This window comes from Maricurvus nonylphenolicus (assembly GCF_042854845.1).
Taxonomy (GTDB): domain Bacteria; phylum Pseudomonadota; class Gammaproteobacteria; order Pseudomonadales; family Cellvibrionaceae; genus Maricurvus; species Maricurvus nonylphenolicus.
This window is the reverse complement of sequence record NZ_AP031498.1, coordinates 3,659,873-3,678,662: the sequence shown is the minus strand read 5'-3', so window position 1 is coordinate 3,678,662 and position 18,790 is coordinate 3,659,873. Positions and strand designations below refer to the sequence as shown.

16 protein-coding genes are annotated in these 18,790 nt (G+C 48.2%); 10 read left to right on the top strand and 6 right to left on the bottom strand.

Annotated features, from left to right (window positions below; genetic code table 11):
• Positions 1-33: 33 nt before the first annotated feature.
• Entirely contained in the window at positions 34-1,650 is a 1,617-nt protein-coding gene (locus ACGHZ6_RS16055; RefSeq protein WP_390615008.1) for an AMP-binding protein, read from the top strand.
• A 324-nt stretch (positions 1,651-1,974) separates the two neighbouring features.
• Here ACGHZ6_RS16055 and ACGHZ6_RS16050 read toward each other — a convergent pair whose 3' ends face one another.
• The 6 genes from ACGHZ6_RS16050 to ACGHZ6_RS16025 all read right to left on the bottom strand — a co-directional run bounded on the left by ACGHZ6_RS16050 (position 1,975) and on the right by ACGHZ6_RS16025 (position 9,259).
• A complete protein-coding gene (locus tag ACGHZ6_RS16050) occupies positions 1,975-4,338 on the bottom strand; it encodes a TonB-dependent receptor (protein ID WP_390615007.1) in 2,364 nt (787 codons plus the stop codon).
• A 252-nt stretch (positions 4,339-4,590) separates the two neighbouring features.
• On the bottom strand, positions 4,591-5,214 hold the full coding sequence (locus ACGHZ6_RS16045; protein WP_390615006.1) for a glutathione S-transferase family protein: 624 nt from the start codon (positions 5,212-5,214) through the stop codon (positions 4,591-4,593).
• 1 nt (position 5,215) lies between these two features.
• On the bottom strand, positions 5,216-5,953 hold the full coding sequence (locus ACGHZ6_RS16040) for an SDR family NAD(P)-dependent oxidoreductase (protein WP_390615005.1): 738 nt from the start codon (positions 5,951-5,953) through the stop codon (positions 5,216-5,218).
• Positions 5,954-6,147: 194 nt separating this feature from the next.
• Positions 6,148-7,170 carry a lipase secretion chaperone gene (locus ACGHZ6_RS16035; RefSeq protein WP_390615004.1) on the bottom strand — a complete coding sequence of 341 codons (1,023 nt, stop codon included), beginning with the start codon at positions 7,168-7,170 and terminating at the stop codon, positions 6,148-6,150.
• 25 nt (positions 7,171-7,195) lie between these two features.
• The gene (locus ACGHZ6_RS16030; RefSeq protein WP_390615003.1) at positions 7,196-8,158 is read right to left on the bottom strand and encodes an esterase/lipase family protein; all 963 of its coding nucleotides are present in this window, start codon (positions 8,156-8,158) and stop codon (positions 7,196-7,198) included.
• A gap of 195 nt (positions 8,159-8,353) precedes the next feature.
• On the bottom strand, positions 8,354-9,259 hold the full coding sequence (locus ACGHZ6_RS16025; RefSeq protein ID WP_390615002.1) for a LysR family transcriptional regulator: 906 nt from the start codon (positions 9,257-9,259) through the stop codon (positions 8,354-8,356).
• A gap of 185 nt (positions 9,260-9,444) precedes the next feature.
• Here ACGHZ6_RS16025 and ACGHZ6_RS16020 point away from each other — a divergent pair, with 185 nt between their 5' ends.
• From ACGHZ6_RS16020 to ACGHZ6_RS15980, 9 genes are all read left to right on the top strand, one after another.
• Positions 9,445-9,759 (top strand): hypothetical protein, encoded by a 315-nt coding sequence (locus tag ACGHZ6_RS16020; RefSeq protein ID WP_390615001.1) that lies wholly within the window; start codon positions 9,445-9,447, stop codon positions 9,757-9,759.
• Positions 9,760-9,769: 10 nt separating this feature from the next.
• Complete coding sequence (locus ACGHZ6_RS16015) at positions 9,770-10,204, top strand: tautomerase family protein (RefSeq protein ID WP_390615000.1); 435 nt, start codon at positions 9,770-9,772, stop codon at positions 10,202-10,204.
• 165 nt (positions 10,205-10,369) lie between these two features.
• On the top strand, positions 10,370-11,518 hold the full coding sequence (locus tag ACGHZ6_RS16010; protein WP_390614999.1) for an L-lactate dehydrogenase: 1,149 nt from the start codon (positions 10,370-10,372) through the stop codon (positions 11,516-11,518).
• 114 nt (positions 11,519-11,632) lie between these two features.
• Positions 11,633-12,241, top strand: a complete 609-nt coding sequence (locus ACGHZ6_RS16005) for an ANTAR domain-containing response regulator (RefSeq protein WP_390614998.1) — start codon at positions 11,633-11,635, stop codon at positions 12,239-12,241.
• A 301-nt stretch (positions 12,242-12,542) separates the two neighbouring features.
• Positions 12,543-13,643, top strand: a complete 1,101-nt coding sequence (locus ACGHZ6_RS16000) for a methyl-accepting chemotaxis protein (RefSeq protein WP_390614997.1) — start codon at positions 12,543-12,545, stop codon at positions 13,641-13,643.
• A gap of 8 nt (positions 13,644-13,651) precedes the next feature.
• On the top strand, positions 13,652-14,467 hold the full coding sequence (locus ACGHZ6_RS15995) for a nitrate- and nitrite sensing domain-containing protein (RefSeq protein WP_390614996.1): 816 nt from the start codon (positions 13,652-13,654) through the stop codon (positions 14,465-14,467).
• A gap of 57 nt (positions 14,468-14,524) precedes the next feature.
• Entirely contained in the window at positions 14,525-15,775 is a 1,251-nt protein-coding gene (locus tag ACGHZ6_RS15990; RefSeq protein WP_390614995.1) for an EAL domain-containing protein, read from the top strand.
• A gap of 410 nt (positions 15,776-16,185) precedes the next feature.
• Positions 16,186-17,559 (top strand): CmpA/NrtA family ABC transporter substrate-binding protein, encoded by a 1,374-nt coding sequence (locus ACGHZ6_RS15985; RefSeq protein WP_390614994.1) that lies wholly within the window; start codon positions 16,186-16,188, stop codon positions 17,557-17,559.
• A 181-nt stretch (positions 17,560-17,740) separates the two neighbouring features.
• On the top strand, positions 17,741-18,730 hold the full coding sequence (locus ACGHZ6_RS15980; protein WP_390614993.1) for an ABC transporter permease: 990 nt from the start codon (positions 17,741-17,743) through the stop codon (positions 18,728-18,730).
• Positions 18,731-18,790 lie beyond the last annotated feature (60 nt).

The window sequence follows — 18,790 nt, the reverse complement described above, 5'->3', positions numbered from 1 at the left end:
CGGATATATTTTACATTGGAGAATTGTAGTTTGATGGCAGATACCACTGAGTTGTTCTCACAGCAAAAGTTAGTAGAACTTAATACCGAGGGTTATTCGAATCTCGTAGATGTTTTTGAAGAAAGCTGTAAAAAATACCCTTCTCGGGTGGCTTTCTCCTGCATGGGGAAGGATTTGACGTTCTCTGAACTTGAGCGGATGAGCCGAAATTTTTCTGCTTATCTCCGTAGTGAGGGGGGGCTGGAAAAAGGGGATCACATTGCCGTGCAGTTACCCAATATTTCTCAGTATCCGATTGTTGCGTGGGGGGCATTGCGAGCAGGGTTGGTTTTGGTTAATACCAACCCCCTTTATACCGAGCGTGAACTTGTTCATCAATTTCAAGACAGCGGTGCCAAGGCATTGGTAGCTTTGGTAGAGCTATTACCAAGCATAGAAAGTGCGATCCGACAAACGAACGTAAAAACCGTTATTGTGACGCAGTTTGAAGGCTTCTCTCAAGCAGAGGTGCTGCCTGACACTGCTTTAGCAAATGTACTTGGTTTGTCAGCGTTACTGGAATCCACACCAGATCGAATAGCGCCTGCTAACGAGGCAACCATGGACGATATTGCCTTATTACAGTATACCGGTGGCACGACCGGCCCGGCTAAGGGGGCAGTATTAACGCATGGCAATATCTTTGCCGGCTTTGCAATAGCGCTAAGAGAGCATGAAAAATACATAGAAGGCGACGGTGAGTCTGAAGTCTTTATTTCCCCCATGCCTCTCTATCATGTTTATGGGTTTACTTCTAGCATCGTAGGTACCTGCCTGGGCGGTGTGGTATCGGTTTTGATTCCCAATCCTAGGGATATCGACGCAATGGTGCAAACCATGAAATCCTACCGATTTACCGGAATGGCTGGGGTGAATACTTTGTTTTCTGCGTTGTTAGAACATCCTGAGTTCGATCAAATAGATTTTAGCGCTTTGCGTGGGACTATATCGGGCGGTGCCGCGCTGGTGACTTCCATAGCGGATGAGTGGAGGGAACGTACTGGCAGTGACATTTTTGAAGGTTACGGATTATCAGAAACAGCAGCATCAACGAGTTGTAATTCACCAGACGAGCGCAAGCTGGGGACGGTAGGAAAACCCGGTTTTGGAACAGAAGTGAAAGTGGTCGACGTGAATGGAAAGACTCTGGAGTCTGGGGAGGAGGGCGAGCTTCTAATTCGTGGCCCGCAAGTGTTGAAAGGATACTGGCAGCGACCGGAAGCGACCGCCGAAGCATTTGACGCTGAAGGCTGGTTTCGAACCGGCGACGTCGCAGTAATTCACGAAGATGGTTATATCAGTATTGTGGATCGCATTAAAGACATGATTTTGGTGTCGGGTTTTAATGTCTATCCAAACGAAATTGAAGATGTTGTCTCTAGTCATCCAGATGTTTTTGAGTGCGCTGCGGTTGGCGTTGCCGATGATCGTACCGCAGAAGCGGTTAAGCTGTTCGTCGTTAAAACCAATGAGGCATTGACGGAGAAGAATGTTAGAGATTTTTGTCGTCAAGAACTTGCAGCTTATAAGGTTCCCAAGTATGTGGTATTTAAAACTGAATTACCTAAATCTGCTGTGGGAAAAATTCTGCGGCGGGAATTGCGTGATTAGATAATGCTTAATTGAGAAAAGTTGTGAAATGGGGCTTACAGCTGGTATATGGATGAAAGAATGTAGTTTAACGGGTTAAGATATAAAGCAGGCATGACCGGTTATGAACCTTGCGGTCGAAGGTTCGAATCTTTCCGGATTCGCGATATCCGGAAAACCCATAACAGTATGTCGACCATCGTGTTCCGATGGGCTTTCATGGTAACTGGGTTCAGAAATAATAGGTGATCTGATTTCTTCGTTTAGGAGATAAAGGGGGGAAGCGGTCGATTAGATCGCTTACCCCCTTCGCTTTATCTTCTATTAAGATGCACCGCTATGAGCTTAGAAGCGGTAGCTGGCTTCAATACCGACAGTTCTTGGACGACCAATCGAGGCGGACAGACCACCCTGACTCTGGATCAGGTTGGTTGAGTAGTTGTTAACCTTTTGATCGCTCAGGTTTTTACCTACCAGAGCCACTTGCCAGTCGTCTTCCAGGGAAGACAGGGCTACACGGGCGTTGATCAGTGTAGTGCCAGGCTGCTCTGAGCGGGCGTCCAGGTTGTTAGCCACATAGTGATTGTCTTTAAAGTTCAAATCCAGAGTAGAGGACAACTCCAGAGAATCGGACAGTGGGTAAATGTGGTTTGCGCTTACGTTGGCAGTCCACTCAGGGGTGTGGTTATTTTCCAGACCTTCGTAATCACAGTTATCCCCGCTTGGGCTTGGAGTATTGTGACCAACGGCAGGACATGGGCCTTCTTCAAACTTTGTCCACTCAAAGTCCAGGTAAGCCAGAGAGGCGGTCAGGGTTACGCTTTCGCTGGCACGCCAGCGTCCATCCATTTCCAGACCGCGCACGGTGGATTCGCCAGCGTTCAATACCGCGAAACCGTAGGTACCGTCATAAACACTCACCTGCATATCGGTATAGTCAGTTTGGAACAGGGCCACATTCAATTCTGCCGCGCCGTCCAGCAGGGTCATTTTGGCACCAATTTCCAGTGTTTCTGCTTCCTCCTGGCCAAATTCAAAAGTATCAGCACCCAGAGCGAAAACACCGTAATTACGGCCTAAGGTATCTACATCACCTGCGGTAAAGTTATTAATGCCGCGGGCATCAAAGCCGCCAGCTTTATAACCTTCCGAGTAGGTGATGTACAGCATCACATCTTCATTCAGGTCATATTGGAGATTGACCGATGGTGTCCAGTTGGTTTCTTTGCTATTGCCTTCAAGGAAGTGATCATTCGCACGAAGTCCAGAGAAGGGGGAGCCATCGTCTTCCCAGGCGAGAATATCGGCAGCACTTACAGTGCCAACAATAGGCAGGGTAATATCAACATCGTTTTGAGATACTCCGGGATTATTCAGTGAGGTAAGAATTTGACGTCTCTCCCCCTCTTTCTCGTCACGAGAGTATCGCAAACCGAAAGTTGCGCGCAGTTCTTCGGTAATATTCCACGTTACCTGAGTGAAGGCTGCGAATGTTTCACTGTCCTGATTAAAGTCACGGGCAATCAAGGTGTCTAGAGCCGGGTTTAATCCTAGCGTGCTCAGGTGACCGTCGACGTTCTCAGTGTATTCCTGCGTTGAGTCTTGATAGAACAGGCCAACAATATAATCGACTGTTTCACCGCCTGGTGAGGTCAAACGGAATTCCTGGCTGGTTTGTTCAAAGTCTTCGAACATATCCAACGCCAGGACCTGGATTTCGGTGGCATCCGGGTCAAAGTCCAGCTCTTGGTAGTCGTAGGTGGAGTGGGCTGTGATCGAGGTTAGGGTGTGGTCACCCAGTTGGTATTCCAGTGTTAAGGCAATGTTGTCGCTATCAAACTCCATGCGAGTGTCTTCATTGCTGCGAATATTGTAGTCAAACTCGGAATCTTCAACCAGTGTTGGAACTGCCAAGCTATAGATGCCAGTATCGATAGGCTGATCCAAACGGCCAGAACGATCCACACGGGTAGATTCAACTTTTAACAGGGCAGACAGTTCTTCGGTGGGTTCCCACAGTAACGACAGGCGGCCGGACTGTTCTTCGGTGTCCATGCTTTCGCTGTCGCGCAATCTGTTGTTCAGGTAGCCGTCTTCACGCTTATCGCGGAAGGAAAAACGCGCACTGAGCGTGTCGGTCAGCGGGCCAGTGATATAGCCGTTGATTTCGGTTTCGTCATACTGCGGCACGTGGCCAATAGAGATTGAGCCTTCGGTTTCCTGTTGTGGTTTGCCGCTTACAAGGCTAATGGCACCAGCGATGGTGCTTTGACCAAATAAAATACCCTGTGGGCCACGCAGAACCTCAACGCGTTCAAGGTCCAGGAAGGCAGTACGGGACTGCAAACTGCGGCCCATATAGATACCGTCAGAGAAGGTGCCGACGGATTGCTCAAAACCCTGGTTGGCGCTGGAGCCAATACCACGGATAAACATCTGGGGTACCAGGGCACCTTCAATAATTTTCAGGTTAGGTACGTAAGCAGACAGATCCTGCAGGTTTTCAATACCGGCTTCCGATAGCTTTTCACCACCAACCGCGCTCACAGAGATAGGAACATCCTGCAAACTTTCAGCACGCTTTTGAGCGGTAACCACGATTTCTTCCAGTTGGAATTCTGCAGCCTGGGCACCAGCGGCTAACAGTGCTGATGATAGGCCAATCGCTTGAACAAGGGGTGACTTCAAGAATTTATTATTATCTAGCATGACTTTACTCTCTTATAATCATTGACTGCTTAAATCGTTACGATCTTGCGCAGTGATCAATATTTTTTGATCAGCAATGATTATTGCACCCGATAATTGAAGCCGGAAATTCCAATAGTTTTGGGGGATGCTAAAGAAAATGCATAGAGCTATGGGGCAGAAAAAAGGCCCCTTAGGGAGGGGCCCACAAAGATAAGTCGAGAGAGAGACTTATACTAAGACAGAGAACAAAACGTAAAGCAAAAAAGAAAGCTACGATGGCGATGTCGCTTTAAAGGCTTCCAGGGAATTCATATGCAGCGCTAATTTCGCCAGGCGAGGGCAGGATTCAGCATTAACCAAATCAGCAGCTGCCATATTGGCTAGAGGATAAACCAGCCCCGCAGCAATATCCGCGTGGGTTAATCGATCTTCAAACAGGTATTCAGACCCGTCGGCAAAGATATGTGCGTTTTCTTCGACTTGCAGAACACCGCCGGCTAACTGCAGTCGCAGGTGCTCTGCCCATTCAGCCCAAACAAATTCCTTGGGGCGGCGGTGAGCTTCATAGAACCAGGCGGTTGCCTTATCCATCGCTCCAGTCAATGAGGCGAGTACTTGGCCGTAGTGACGACGGTTACTTGGATCTTGAATGATCAGGCGTTCATTCTCTGGCACCATGGCATCAATTTCTGCCAAAATATAATCGCTATCAATTAATACATCGCCATCATCTAGAACCAAAGAGGGAATGCGAGCAAGTTTGCTGTGCTGCTTGATAACCGCTTGATCTGTTGTGACTGAGGCATCAATGGCTTCGTAGTTAATGCCGTATATTTTCAAAGGAATCGCAACACGTCTTACAAAGTGTGAAATAGTGGTACCGACAAGCTTCATCTTAGAAATTCTCCGTGGCGGTACGTACATCAATTTCGTGGGTCCAGGCTCGAGAAGGTTGTTTGTCGAGCATTTCATAAACATCCACGATGCCTTCGATATCGACCAGGCCTTCTTTACCCAGTGCTTCTGCTACTTCAGGACGTCCTTTGTTAATACGATCACCATCAATAGCGCCGTCAATCACCACATGGGCAACATGTACACCCTTAGGGCCAAACTCACGGGCCAGGGATTGTGCCAGGGCACGTAAACCGGCTTTGGCGGCGGTAAAGGCTGAGAAGAATGGCTTACCGCGCATGGAGGCGCTGGCACCGGTGAAGAGCAGAGTACCTTCTTCGTTAGGGGCCATATGTTTAAGCGCCAATTGGCTAAACAGGAAACCGCCGTAACAGGCGATACGCCAGCACTTCTCGAAGAATTCTGGTTCCATGGTCAGGAAGTCGCCGGGCATGTTATTGCCCGCATTGTAAATCGCCAGGGTAATTTGACCGGCATCCGCGGCCTGGGCAAACAGGTTATCCAGGGTGTCGATTTCTGTGGCATCACAGGCAACAGGTGTGGCTTTGCCACCGTTGGCGTTAATATTACTGGCAACGGTTTCAACCTTCTCAAAGGTTCTTCCGCCAACAAAGACATGGTAATCATTGTTTGCAAAACGGCGGCACAAGGCGGCACCCATACCGTTTTCTGGTCCTACACCAATAATAACGGCAACTTTCTGTTGAGAACTGTTCATAAAGCGACTCCGGTAAGGGGTGGTGGATTCAGCCAGTAGGTCAGACAGTAAAGCGTAATACGGGTCCTGCATACGGCATCTGGATTCACATGGCTTGGTACGTTTTCATCATAGCGAGCGGGCCACTGTCATGGTAATGACATGATTTAGGGGCTGTGGCCAATATTATGAATAGGGCCTGTAAGGGAGCAGCCTTACAGCGCTTTGGCCTTCAGCCTGGGGATTTCCGAGGGCGAGAATAGCCTTGCCTGCAGGTCAAGAATGGCCTGGGTTTGGTCGGTGTTGGAAAGTGATGATTGGGTTATGGTTTGCAGCTGTTGTTGGTAGTGGGTAACCCGGAAGCGCCATTCTGCCCGCTGTTGTTGTAATCGGGCCTCTATGGCTAGCCTTGAGGCCGCATATTCGTGCCCTAAGGTGCGCTCCCACAGGGCGTATTGCTCTGATGGGGTAAGTTGATTGCCTGTAGCTGATGAGCTGGAAAACAGTTGGTGTTGGCGTTGTTGTTCCTGGTCGCGATGACTGAGTTCTGGGGATATCGGGTTGTCCGATACGTTATTGGTCTGCCAGCGTGCTTTGTCGATTTGGTAGCGATCGTAGGCTATTTCATCACCGTAAAAGGCCTGGGTGACTTGCGGGCCCAGATGGGCTTGGCGGATTTGATTGCGCAGGTCAAAGAACTGCGTAATGTTGTCAAGGGAATAGCCCTGAGGTAACTGGTTTTGCATTCTCTGTTCCAGTGCATGTTTCATATCCAGATAGGTGGCGAACAGGGTGATGGCTTCTGAGGCGGCTTCACTGGGAAGGCTCGCCTCAGCGTAAAGTGACAGTAATTGAGAGACTTGGTCCTGTGAAATCTCGCCTGTGGCACTCAGGAAATAGTCAAACAGGTATTTTACGTCTTTGTCTTTAATCAGCTGACCATCGTCATCAATCTCAAGTGCCCCGTCGATCTCGGAGCCTTCCAGGGAAGGAATGCTTTGCAGGTAGTCCATGACCTGATCAATATCTGGCTTTTGCTCGGTGGTGAGCTTCTCAGGGATTGGTTGAAGCGCCGATTCTGGCAAGGTGATATTTGTTGCCTTGGGCAACTCTGGCCTAATACCTGAGAAGGTGTCTTTCTGTAAGGGGCTATCCTGCCAGGACAAATACCAGGACAAATAGAGCACAGCCGTGACTATCAGGGCCACGACTGTACCGGTTGCTGCTTTCTTATTCATGTTTGAAGCCGTTAATTCGCTGTAATTACAGCCCCATATTTTTCAAGTAATTGGCATGCTTGCGATAAACGGTACGCGGGTTGGTGGCAAAGGGCGAGACAATGCCGTAGAGCGCATTAATTTCATCGCCGTGATTCATTACATAATTATCGCGAATTACCTTGCCGATATGAGTTTGGCAGCGGCCTATAGCGCCATCATTTTTGTCGTCCACTTGTAGTATCAGGCTCAGTGTTCCCAGTGCCGCATCAGAGGGGTCGAAGAAATTTGTCAGCGGTGAAGTACCACCCATGGAGAAATAAGGAATACCGTTTACCACATATTGACCTTCTCCGCAGGGAGAGCCAGTGGGCAATGCCTGTGGAAAATCCTGATTAAAGGCGGCGAAATTATTCTCGATATGCTCGAGGGCTGCATCAAGATCATTGCTCAAGTGAGTGCCAGAAAGCCAGCTACTGATGTCTCCGAACAAACCGTTGATGATTCGGCCCAGTTGGCCAAGGACATTGTCATCCTGTGTAGCAAGAATAAAAAAGTCAGTCAGGCTCATCCCTTTGGTGGGGGCATTGTGAGGTGTACCGATTGTGGAGATGGTGGCCACCAAATGCGGATGAACGCCGGCGACATATCGGGCGGTAATACCACCCTGGCTGTGGCCCAGAATATTAACCTTATCCACCCAGTGATAACCCCGTGAGTGTTCATAGGGGATAACGATTTCTTCAATAAAACGCCTGGCCTGCTCACCACGGGTGTAGTCTTCGTGCAGGGGCGAAAGGGGGGCAACATAGACCCGAGCGCCTGAGGACTCCAGTGCTTGCTCGATACCATAGAAATATTCGGTGGGTATAGGGCCAAAAGCATTAGGGGAACCCATAACCCCTGAGAGTAAGACAATAGGGTATTTGGTTTGTGTATAGGTGGATGCGTGTGCTGAAATTGTGATTAGCAGAGACGAAAGTAAAATCAGTGTATTACGTGTAAACATAATCAGCTCCTATATGGGCATATCAGTTCTCCATAACTACCTCATATGGATGGACTTCATACAGCAGCAATGGCCGTATGAATAGGGTATGTATATCGCCCAGATCTGATATACGGAAGTGATTAGTTTTCGGTAGGGGGAGCAAGAAAAAGCATATCAGCAAGACGTCTGATAGGGAGGCGGAGACCGCTGCGCTTAACTGTTAACTTCCGGCAGCGGATATTGACGAAATGCATCTATGACTTTATGGATAAACGGCAGTTCTGCATTCTGGGCCAGTGTCATACAAGCCGCATGCCATTGCACTGAAACGGGCGGAGCAACAAAGGTTAATTCTTTGTTGATGACTTCCTGGCTAAAAACCGCTCCCGGACCAATGGTGAAATCATCAGACTGTTTTAATACCTCCTTGATCACTGAATAGTTGTCACACATAACCCGCTGAGGCGTTTCATTGAACAACTGCAGAAAGCGTTCATTCATATATTTAGGAATATGTGGTGCAATCAAGGGGTAGGATGACATTTCTTCTGGCGATATGCTCCGGCCTTCTCGGGAGGCAATGCCGAAGGGGTGGTCGTAGCGTACGGCAATAATCAGGGGTTGATTGGCAATGTTTGTCACTACAAACTCGTCTGAACCACTATCTTCCTCAAACGGGCCAATAGCAATGTCGATCTCGCCGTCCTGTAACAGGGTCTTGAGAGTCTCGTCGGTACCTGTACGTATAGAAACATCCAGTTTATTGGATGAATCTTTGGTGAGTTCCAGCAAGGTGTAAGGGAAGTAAAGTTGCTCAACAATAGGCCCAACCCCTAAACGCAACTCGCCAGCTTGCAGATTATTCATCAGTTCTATATGGCGCTGAATATTTTTAATCTGGGTTTTTAGCGGCTGGGTATTATCAATAATAAATTGGGTATGGGCTGTAGGGGTTAAGCCGCTGCTACTGCGGTGAAATAGCGGTGTAGCCAGCACGGTTTCCAGTCGCGCCAGGCGTTTGCTCAAGGTGGGTTGCGACACGTAAAGAACTTCCGAAGCTTTACTGAGGCTGCCATGTTTAACGATGGCTTCCAGCATTGCAATATCAGAAATATCCATGTTCACCCCTGCGGCTGTTAAGGCGGTTATACAAAAATGTAATATCTCAAAGCACTGCTATGAAGTAAAGCATACTCCCCGCTATGCCTTTTTTTAGGGGCGCCTGCAAACTATGGTCAGTGCCTATTATAAAAAGATTCGGTTACAGTAAATTGTAGACCTTTTGATAATAGCTAGGGGACCGCATGACATTTTGTATCTGCTTACTTCAGGAAGGGCAAATTCCTGAGGACACTGTAAAACAGCTGGGGGAAGGCCTCGAGGATATCGTGGTACGCAACGGTTTGGGAGAGAAACTGGACATCTCCTGGGTCAAGATTCCAAAAGGGGAGGGATGGACTGCCGGTCAGCTTTCAACCTCTTCTATCGTAACCTTGATGGCACCACCAATTGAGCAGGATTTGCGGGTAGACGTCCTCAATGCGATTTGCAATCTATGGACAGATAAAACCGATTGCCATATTAACGAAATTATCGCCACTGTGATGCCGGCAACCTAGGAGAATCACTATGCCATTATATTTGTGTAGCTATCCCACCGGTGCCATCTCACCGGAAAAGAAACAAACCATTTCTCAGGCTGTTACCGATGTGCACTGTGAGGTCACAGGGGCGCCGCCAACGTTTGTGCATGTGGTTTTCTTCAGCTCAGAAAAATTGGCTCTGCTGCAAAGTCTCTGGGGCGGTGAGAGTACAGCCGATTATCAGTTGTTTGGCAATATCCGCTCTGGCCGTACCGATGAGGTAAAAAACAAACTGGTCTCGGGCATGCGTCAAGCAGTGGCAGATGTTATCGGGGTAAACTTCTCCGAAGTGACCATGTCCACTCGGGACGTACAAGCCAAATGGGTGATGGAAGGCGGGGATTTATTACCAGAACCGGGGGAAGAGGCTGCCTGGATAGAGCGTCACAACCAAAAAATGCGGGAAAGCGTTCAAGCATAAACTGCATATAAAGGGGGAAGGCTTCTTCCCTCTCGGTCGAATATTGATATAAATCAAAAGACATCGATTGCTCAAAGTAACTCCACCTCAAATGTTACCCAAATAACAAAGCCACAGATTTCCGACTGTTAGAGTTAAATCAACAGCAGTTTAAGGGCTTTGGATATGAATAATAGTTTCCCGATAAGTGTTGAAGATTTCCGTCATTTTGCGAAAAAACGCTTACCGAATTTCCTGTTTGATTATATTGATGGTGGCAGTAATGATGAGCGGACCATGGCTGCCAATATCGCTGACTTCGAAGATTATTGCCTAAAGCAACAGGTGATGAGTGATGTTGGCAGCGTCAATACTTCTACTGAGTTATGCGGCCAAACTGCCAGTATGCCTTTGGCATTGGCACCTGTGGGAATGGCCGGCATGATGGCAAGGCGAGGCGAAGTACAAGCCGCTAAAGCTGCCAAAGCGGCGGGTGTGCCTTTTACCTGTTCAACCGTCGGTGTCTGTTCTGTGGAAGAAATCAAACAGGCATCGACTAGTATTCCCTGGTTCCAGCTGTATATGTTGCGTGATCGCGATGTGGTGTTGCAGATTTTGGAACGTGCAAAATTAGCCGGCTGCAATACATTGATTTTTACTGTGGACCTTGCCGTGGCGGGTATGCGACACCGGGATTACCGCAACGGTATGCTGGCTGAAGGTCTCAAAGCCAAATGGTCTATGTTCTCACAGTTGGCAACACGACCGCGTTGGTTAATGGACGTAGGTTGTTTGGGCGGCCCACATGCCATAGGCAATTTGAGTGATGTAGTAGATAACCCCAATAGTATGGCTGCCTTTAAAGCCTTTATAGATTCGCAGTTTGACCCCAGTGTGACCTGGAAAGATATTACCTGGCTGCGTTCTGTATGGGATGGCAAGTTAATAATAAAAGGCGTGCTTGAAGTGGATGATGCCCGTCAGGCGGTTGATGCTGGCGCCGATGGGGTTGTGGTGTCTAATCATGGTGGGCGGCAATTAGATGGTGTTGCATCCAGTATCTCCAAATTACCCGCTGTAGTTGACGCACTGGATAAGCAGATTGACGTGTTTATGGATGGCGGTGTGCGCAGCGGTATTGATGTTGTTAAAGCGGTAGCGCTAGGCGCGAAAGGGGTATTGATCGGCCGCCCGTGGGTCTGGGCCATGGCGGCCAGGCAGGAAGCTGGCATAACGGCCTTATTAACACGCTTCCAGCAAGAAATTGAAGTGGCCATGGCTTTGATGGGGGTTAACCGCATCGCTGAACTCAATGCGGATTTGATTGATCATTAGAGTTAAGGGGTCGATAGCCTTACAGCGGTGCCATACGTATTGGCACAGCTATTGCTGATACTGGATGAACCTCCTGTTTAGGGGTAACAGTATTTGCTAGGGGCGGACAATTTAGTGGTCAATTCTCGTTCAGTATCGGCTCAGAAGCCATCGATACTCTTGTTTGATGCTGACAAATTTCGACGAAGCCTGTTGGCACGGGAACTGGTTGCTTTGGGGTATCCGCTGGTCGCCGAGTTAAATACCGCTGACTATCTGCTCAGAGAGATAGAGACTCATACCCCTGATATTATTGTCATGGGTATCGATCTTCCCGATGATGATATCTTGCAAAAGGTAGCCAGCCTGCAGCAAGTTCAGCCCCATCCGGTGGTTATGTTTGCCGAACAAGATACGCCTCAAATCATCCAGAAGGCTATTAAGGCCGGGGTCAATGCCTTTGTTGTAGATGATATCCAGCCGGAAAGAATTAACTCCATTATCAATGTTGCCATAGCCAGGTTTCAGTCAGAGCAGGGCTTAAGGCAAGAGCTGGCAAAAACCAAAAACCAGCTGCACGAGCGTAAACTGATTGATAAGGCCAAGGGCCTATTAATGAAGCAGCGCGATCTTGATGAAGATGCGGCGTATCAACTGCTGCGTAAAAAAGCGATGGATAAAAGTATCTCCATGGCAGCTGTGGCTGAGAATGTTATCGATGTAATGTCATTGATGAATGATTAGTCGCAGATTTTATTTTGGCACTGTTTTGATCTCCCCTGCATTATTGTGGTGCATTTAAGGGTGGTGACCCGAACAAGTGACGCACCAGTCAGTTCTGGTTATGCCCTAAGTTAACCCTCTTCAATTTTTTTATTCATCTCGGTTTGGAACCTGCTCTTAAGGTAACCAATATTTAGACGATAGCCTACTTGGAATATTTATTGCTCTACACCCCCTGTGAAATAGATTATAGAGGCTATTGAATTTCATGTTCCTGTTTAAACCCGTTTGTAGTGTGTTGAAAGTCTTGGGCTTTAAAAGGATGGCTTGGTTGCTGCTGCTAGGGATAGTAAGTTTTTGGAGCCTGTTGGCAGTACAGGCGCCTATGTGGTTGCTGGTATCGGCATCGGTAGTCGGAAGTTACTTTGCTGTGGGCAGTTTGTTGTTGGTGGCAAAAGACTTTCGCGTGTTGGAAGATCTATTAACGCAGAATAGTGAGATACAGCACCAGGCATTGGTAAGCCAATTAAGCGGTGGTTGGACGCGTTTAAATTTATCCCTGTTAACGGCCGCCAGTCGCGTTAGAAGGGACAAGGAAGATGCTCAGAACCGGGCATCTGAGATAAGTCACTCGGCATCGGAATTGAGTTCTACTGCTGAGCAGCTGGCCGGTAATATTATGCAGCAATCGCAATCGGCGGCGTCGGTTGCTGCAGCGGTGACTGAAATTAGCCACAGTATTGAAGAGATCGCTTCACGTATTAACAGTGCCTATGAGTCGGCCAATGATACCTATCACCACGGTGAGAAAGGCACTGAAACTATCGCCAGTGTGCGGGGTAATATGGCCGAGGTTTCCGGGCTTATCGAACAAACCTACCAACTGTTGGCCAGCCTCGATGAGCGCACCTCGAATGTTTCATCCATATCAACCGTGATTCGAGAAATCGCTGAGCAAACCAACCTGCTGGCGTTAAATGCGGCGATCGAAGCTGCCAGGGCAGGGGAGCATGGACGAGGTTTTGCGGTAGTCGCTGAGGAGGTGCGTGCACTGGCAACTCGCAGTCACGAATCAGCCCAGGAAATTACCGCCAATATTGAAGCGGTACAGGGGCAAATGTCGGCAGTAAAAAGCAGTATGGATGAAGTGGTTGAGCATGCCGATAAAACGGTTTCTGTAGCGGAAGATGCCGAAGTTGTGTTCAGTGAAATTGCCACTAATACCCGTTCGGTGTCTGAAATGATTAGCGCTATTTCCGATGCCTCTTCTCAGCAGAATCTCGCTACCCGAGAGATATCCAGCAATATTGAAGAGATGGCGCAAGTCGCCCATGCCAATAGTGGTATGGCCACCCAGGCTTCGGATATTTCTAATCATCTTTATTACCTGTGTCAGGAGACACAGACGGAAAACCTGAACTAGGGGCGTTTATGGATACCATGACATTAGTCTATATTGCTGTACTGGCTTCCGTGATTGTCGGGATTTCCCTTGTGGGTATGCGGTATCGCTATAAGCAGCGATTGCAACGCCAGGCGGTGGGGCTGTCCTGGCTGCAAAGTATGCGGCAGTTGTTATCGCATATTCAGCAGCACCGAGGTTTAACCAACGGTTTTCTTAATGGCGGGCAGGACCTATTAAAAGATATACATCCCCTGCAGCGAACGATCAGTATTGATATCAACAAGATCTCCCAGATAGATTCCTGGATCGAAAGCAATGAGCGCTGGCACAGTATTACTCAACACTGGGCGCGTTTGGCAGGTGGTTTTGAGAATAACAAACCGGATAACAATCTGACTCAGCACAACAACCTAATCCAGAGTGTGTTGTACTTAATTGATGATATGGCACAGGCGCACGATCTGCTGTTGTTAAAGGATGAAAAAAATAGACCCTTTCATTTGTCCTGGCGGGAGCTATTATCAGCGGCTGAATATATAGGGCAGGCTCGCGCCATTGGTACCGGGGTTTCGGCCGCAGGTAGCTGTGACAGTGTTTCCCGCATCCGTTTAAATTATTTGTGTCAAAAGATTACCGAGAATACGTCCCGGGTTTGGCAGGATATCCGGCCCTCCGAGAGCCAGCGCCAAAGTGTGGATAAACTGTTGTCGTGTATCAATGAGCATGTTGTACGGGAGCATATTTCCTTACCGGCGACAGAGTTCTTTGAGATAGCATCCCATGCGCTGGATAGCTTGCATGAACAATATGACACACTGGTTGAAGCCAAACGCTGGCAATAGCGTTTAATGACTGTATATAAAGGTCGACCTCTATGGTCGGCTATTGGTTGAAGCTGTATGAAAACCAAACATAATGTTTCCGAAGCGCGTCCTGGTTCTGAGGAAGAACTGCGACTGGAGAATTACCTTCCCCATTTCCAGCCTATTATCAAGCTTAGCAGCGGAGATATCGTAGGTTACGAAGCCTTGGCACGTCAGCGTGATCAGGCAGGCAATATCGTTAGCGCCGGAGGCTTGTTTTTTAATCCGCAAGTGTCTAAATCTTCCAAGCTGTCTGTCGACCGTTCATTGCGGGAAGAGGCCATCGAGCATTTTGCGTTACGACCAGGGTCTGGCTTTCTATCACTGAATATTTCACCTGACTGGGTTGATTTGCTCAGTGATGATATGACCAGCCCCACGGTGAAAATGATTGAGCGCCTGGGGTTGGACCCCAGTCGCGTTGTGATCGAAATTACCGAACGCAATGGCAATCTGCATAACCTTAAACGCTTAACCCGTGAGTATCATAAAGCCGGTTTTAAAGTCGCCGTGGATGATTTTGGTACCGGGGCTTCCCAAGTGGATCGCCTGATTGCTTTGCAGCCCGATTATATCAAACTGGATAGAGCCTTATTTCGAGCGGCTTCATTGGGTGGGCCTGAAGCTGATGTCGTATTGGCGATTGCAACCATTGCTTCGCGAAACGGCTGTAAAGTGATCTGTGAGGGGATAGAGACCCCTGAGGAATTTCATTTTGCCATTGAATGTGGGGCGGATTACCTGCAAGGCTGGTTATTCCAGGCCGCAGAAGGCCAGCTAAAGCCAGCCGATACCTATCAGCATATGGTTCGCAGTTTAAAACAAAGTTATTTGCTGCGTAAAAGTCAGCGCCATCTGACCTTGGCCAAACATAATCGCTGCGTGGCTGAAGAAGTCGAACGGTTAAGCATGTTGCTGGGTTTTAACCTGGATTTAACAGGTCTGATGGATGCCGAAGATTGCGGCAGAATGCACCAACTGGGTGTACTGCGTTATTATATTTGTGATCCCACAGGTTGGCAGGTTAGCCCCAACTATGAAGTTGGCGCAGAGAAGGTATCTGCCGATGCATCCTTGTCGGGCAAGAATTTGAATCATCGACCCTATTTTCCTCTCCTGCACGCTATGCATCAACTGGATACCCAGCATATTGTGGTGTCAGAGCCCTATAAAGACAGTGTTAGCGATGCTACCTGTAAAACCTTTGGGGTATTCCTCAGTGCTGAACAGGTATTACTGGTCGATGTGCTGACCTCTGAAAGCGTGCTTTTTCTCTCAAATCCCTAAAATTGACCCCGTTTTTTCCAAAATGGTGCACGCAGGGTAAATTTATCTCTTCTCAAAATTCCAATTAGCGTGAATATACGGTGCAAACTTCTATTTCCTGCACTCTGATGGGGATTTTTGTCGCTTTTTAGGGCATAACCGCAGTTAATTTAGGTTTTTTTTAAAGTTGGCACGGGCGCTGCATTATAGATAACCATATCGCCGGGGAAACACCTGGCACTGATCTGGATACACCAAAGGCGGTGGACCAGTAAAAACAATGGCACTGTAGCCAAACAGACGAGCAAAGGCGCTCATTAACACATCACCCTGAAGTGGAGGTGATGTCGTTGATGGGCGCCTTTTTTTTGCTTCGATTTTTTACAAACAATTTTTACGTTTTACCTTTAAAAAGACCGAGGATGACAACTATGAAATGGTTAAACCCCATCAAAAAAGCCGCACTGGCGACGGTAATAGGGAGCCTGGTGTGCTCTTCTATTGCTAACGCCGAAATTGGTGAGCCGGAAAAGGAAGAGTTGAAGTTTGGCTTTATTAAGCTGACTGATATGGCACCGATTGCGATTGCTTACGAAAACGGTTACTTCGAAGATGAAGGTCTGTACGTCACCATCGAAGCACAAGCGAACTGGAAAGTGCTGCTGAACGGTGTGATTGACGGTAGCCTGGATGGCGCCCATATGCTGGCCGGTCAACCGATCGCCGCTACCATGGGTTTTGGTACCAAGGCTGACATTATTACCCCATTCTCCATGGACCTGAATGGTAACGGTATTACGGTTTCCAACGATATTTGGGAACAAATGAAGCCAAACATTCCTAAGATGGATGACGGTCGTCCGGTTCACCCGATTAAAGCCGATGCCCTGAAACCAGTCGTAGAAAAGTTCAAGGAAGAGGGTAAGCCTTTCAACATGGGTATGGTATTCCCGGTATCGACCCACAACTATGAGCTGCGTTACTGGTTAGCCGCCGGTGGTATTCACCCTGGCTTCTATGCGCCGCACAAAGGTGATACCTCTGGTCAAATCGATGCTGATGCACTGTTGTCGGTAACCCCTCCACCACAAATGCCAGCCACTCTGGAAGCCGGCACCATTTACGGTTACTGCGTAGGTGAGCCATGGAACCAGCAGGCCGTATTTAAAGGTATTGGTGTACCGGTTGTAACTGACTACGAGATCTGGAAAGACAACCCGGAAAAAGTATTCGGTATCACTAAAGAGTTCGCCGAGAAATATCCAAACACGACTCTGCGTCTGACCCGTGCACTGATTCGTGCAGCCATGTGGCTGGATGAAAACGATAACGCCAACCGTCCTGCGGCTGTGAAGATCCTGTCCCAGTCTAACTATGTGGGTGCGGACTACGATGTTATCGCCAACAGCATGACCGGTACCTTCGAGTATGAGAAGGGCGACAAGCGTGATGTGCCTGACTTTAACGTGTTCTTCCGCTACAACGCTACCTACCCATTCTACTCTGATGCGGTTTGGTACCTGACTCAGATGCGTCGCTGGGGTCAAATCTCTGAAGACAAGTCTGACGACTGGTACTTCGATCTGGCCAAGAAAGTTTACCGTCCAGACATCTACACTGCAGCGGCTCAGTCCCTGATTGAAGAAGGTCTGGCGGATGCTAAAGACTTCCCTGACTTCGCCACTGAAGACGGTTTCCGTGATCCACAAACTCACTTTATCGACGATATTGTATACGACGGCACTCAACCTAATGCCTATATCAACAAGTTCTCGATTGGTTTGAAGGAAGGCGACAAGCTGTAAATCAAATAAGCCTTTCGTAGCAAAAAGGTCCGGCTGATTCACGGTCAGCCGGGTCCTTTAAGAAATGCAGAGAAAACATTCAATAAAAATAATCACAACAATATTGACGCTTATTTATAAGCAAGATTTTTACACGACAGATTTTTACGAACAGAAGACGCGTTAAGTAGGTGAGAAGACCATGACGACAACTGTAACGAGCAAAGCAGAACCGCGCATTGAAGTACCGGATTCGGTCAAGAATTTCATTGTTGCTGCGGTAAAAACAGTAGGTGTACCGCTGGCTGGCATACTGACTTTTTTAGTCCTGTGGTCCGCAACCGCACAGAATATTGATACCTCCCTGGGTAAATTCCCAGGACCCGCTGCCGTATGGGAGCAATTTGGTGCTCTCTATGAAGAGCATAATGCAGAGCGTGACAAAGCTCAGAAATTTTACGAGCGCCAGGAAGCACGCAACGCCAAAAAATTAGAGAAAAACCCGGATGCGAAAGTAAAAATCCGCAAATACACCGGTAAAGAGACCTTCCTGGATCAAATCCTGACCAGTTTAGGTACCGTAATGAGTGGCTTTATTTTAGCGGCTATCGTTGCTGTACCTCTGGGTATCGCCATTGGTTTAAGCCCAACCTTAAACAGTGCGGTAAACCCAATCATTCAAACCTTTAAACCGGTATCGCCCTTGGCATGGTTGCCACTGGTAACCATGGTGGTCTCTGCTGTGTATGTGTCCAAAGACCCTATGTTTGCCAAGTCTTTTGTAACCTCACTGATTACGGTGAGCCTGTGTTGCCTGTGGCCGATGGTGATTAACACTTCGGTAGGTGTGGCTTCCCTGGATAAAGATCTGGTCAATGTTAGCCGTGTGTTGCGCCTCAACCCCTGGGTGCACGTACGTAAAGTAGTACTGCCTGCTTCAGTTCCCATGATTTTCACTGGCATGCGTTTGTCCTTGGGTGTTGCCTGGATGGTACTGATCGCCGCAGAAATGCTGGCACAAAACCCGGGCCTTGGAAAGTTTGTCTGGGATGAGTTCCAGAACGGTAGCTCTAACTCTCTGGCTCGTATTATGGCCGCGGTAATTGTTATCGGCATTATCGGCTTCCTGTTGGATCGCGTCATGCTGCAATTACAACGTGTCGTGTCCTGGGATAAATCGAATATTACCTAAGTGATAAGCGTGCGCAGACATTGCGCACGCTGTCACCAAATTGAAGCACAACCTTTGTTA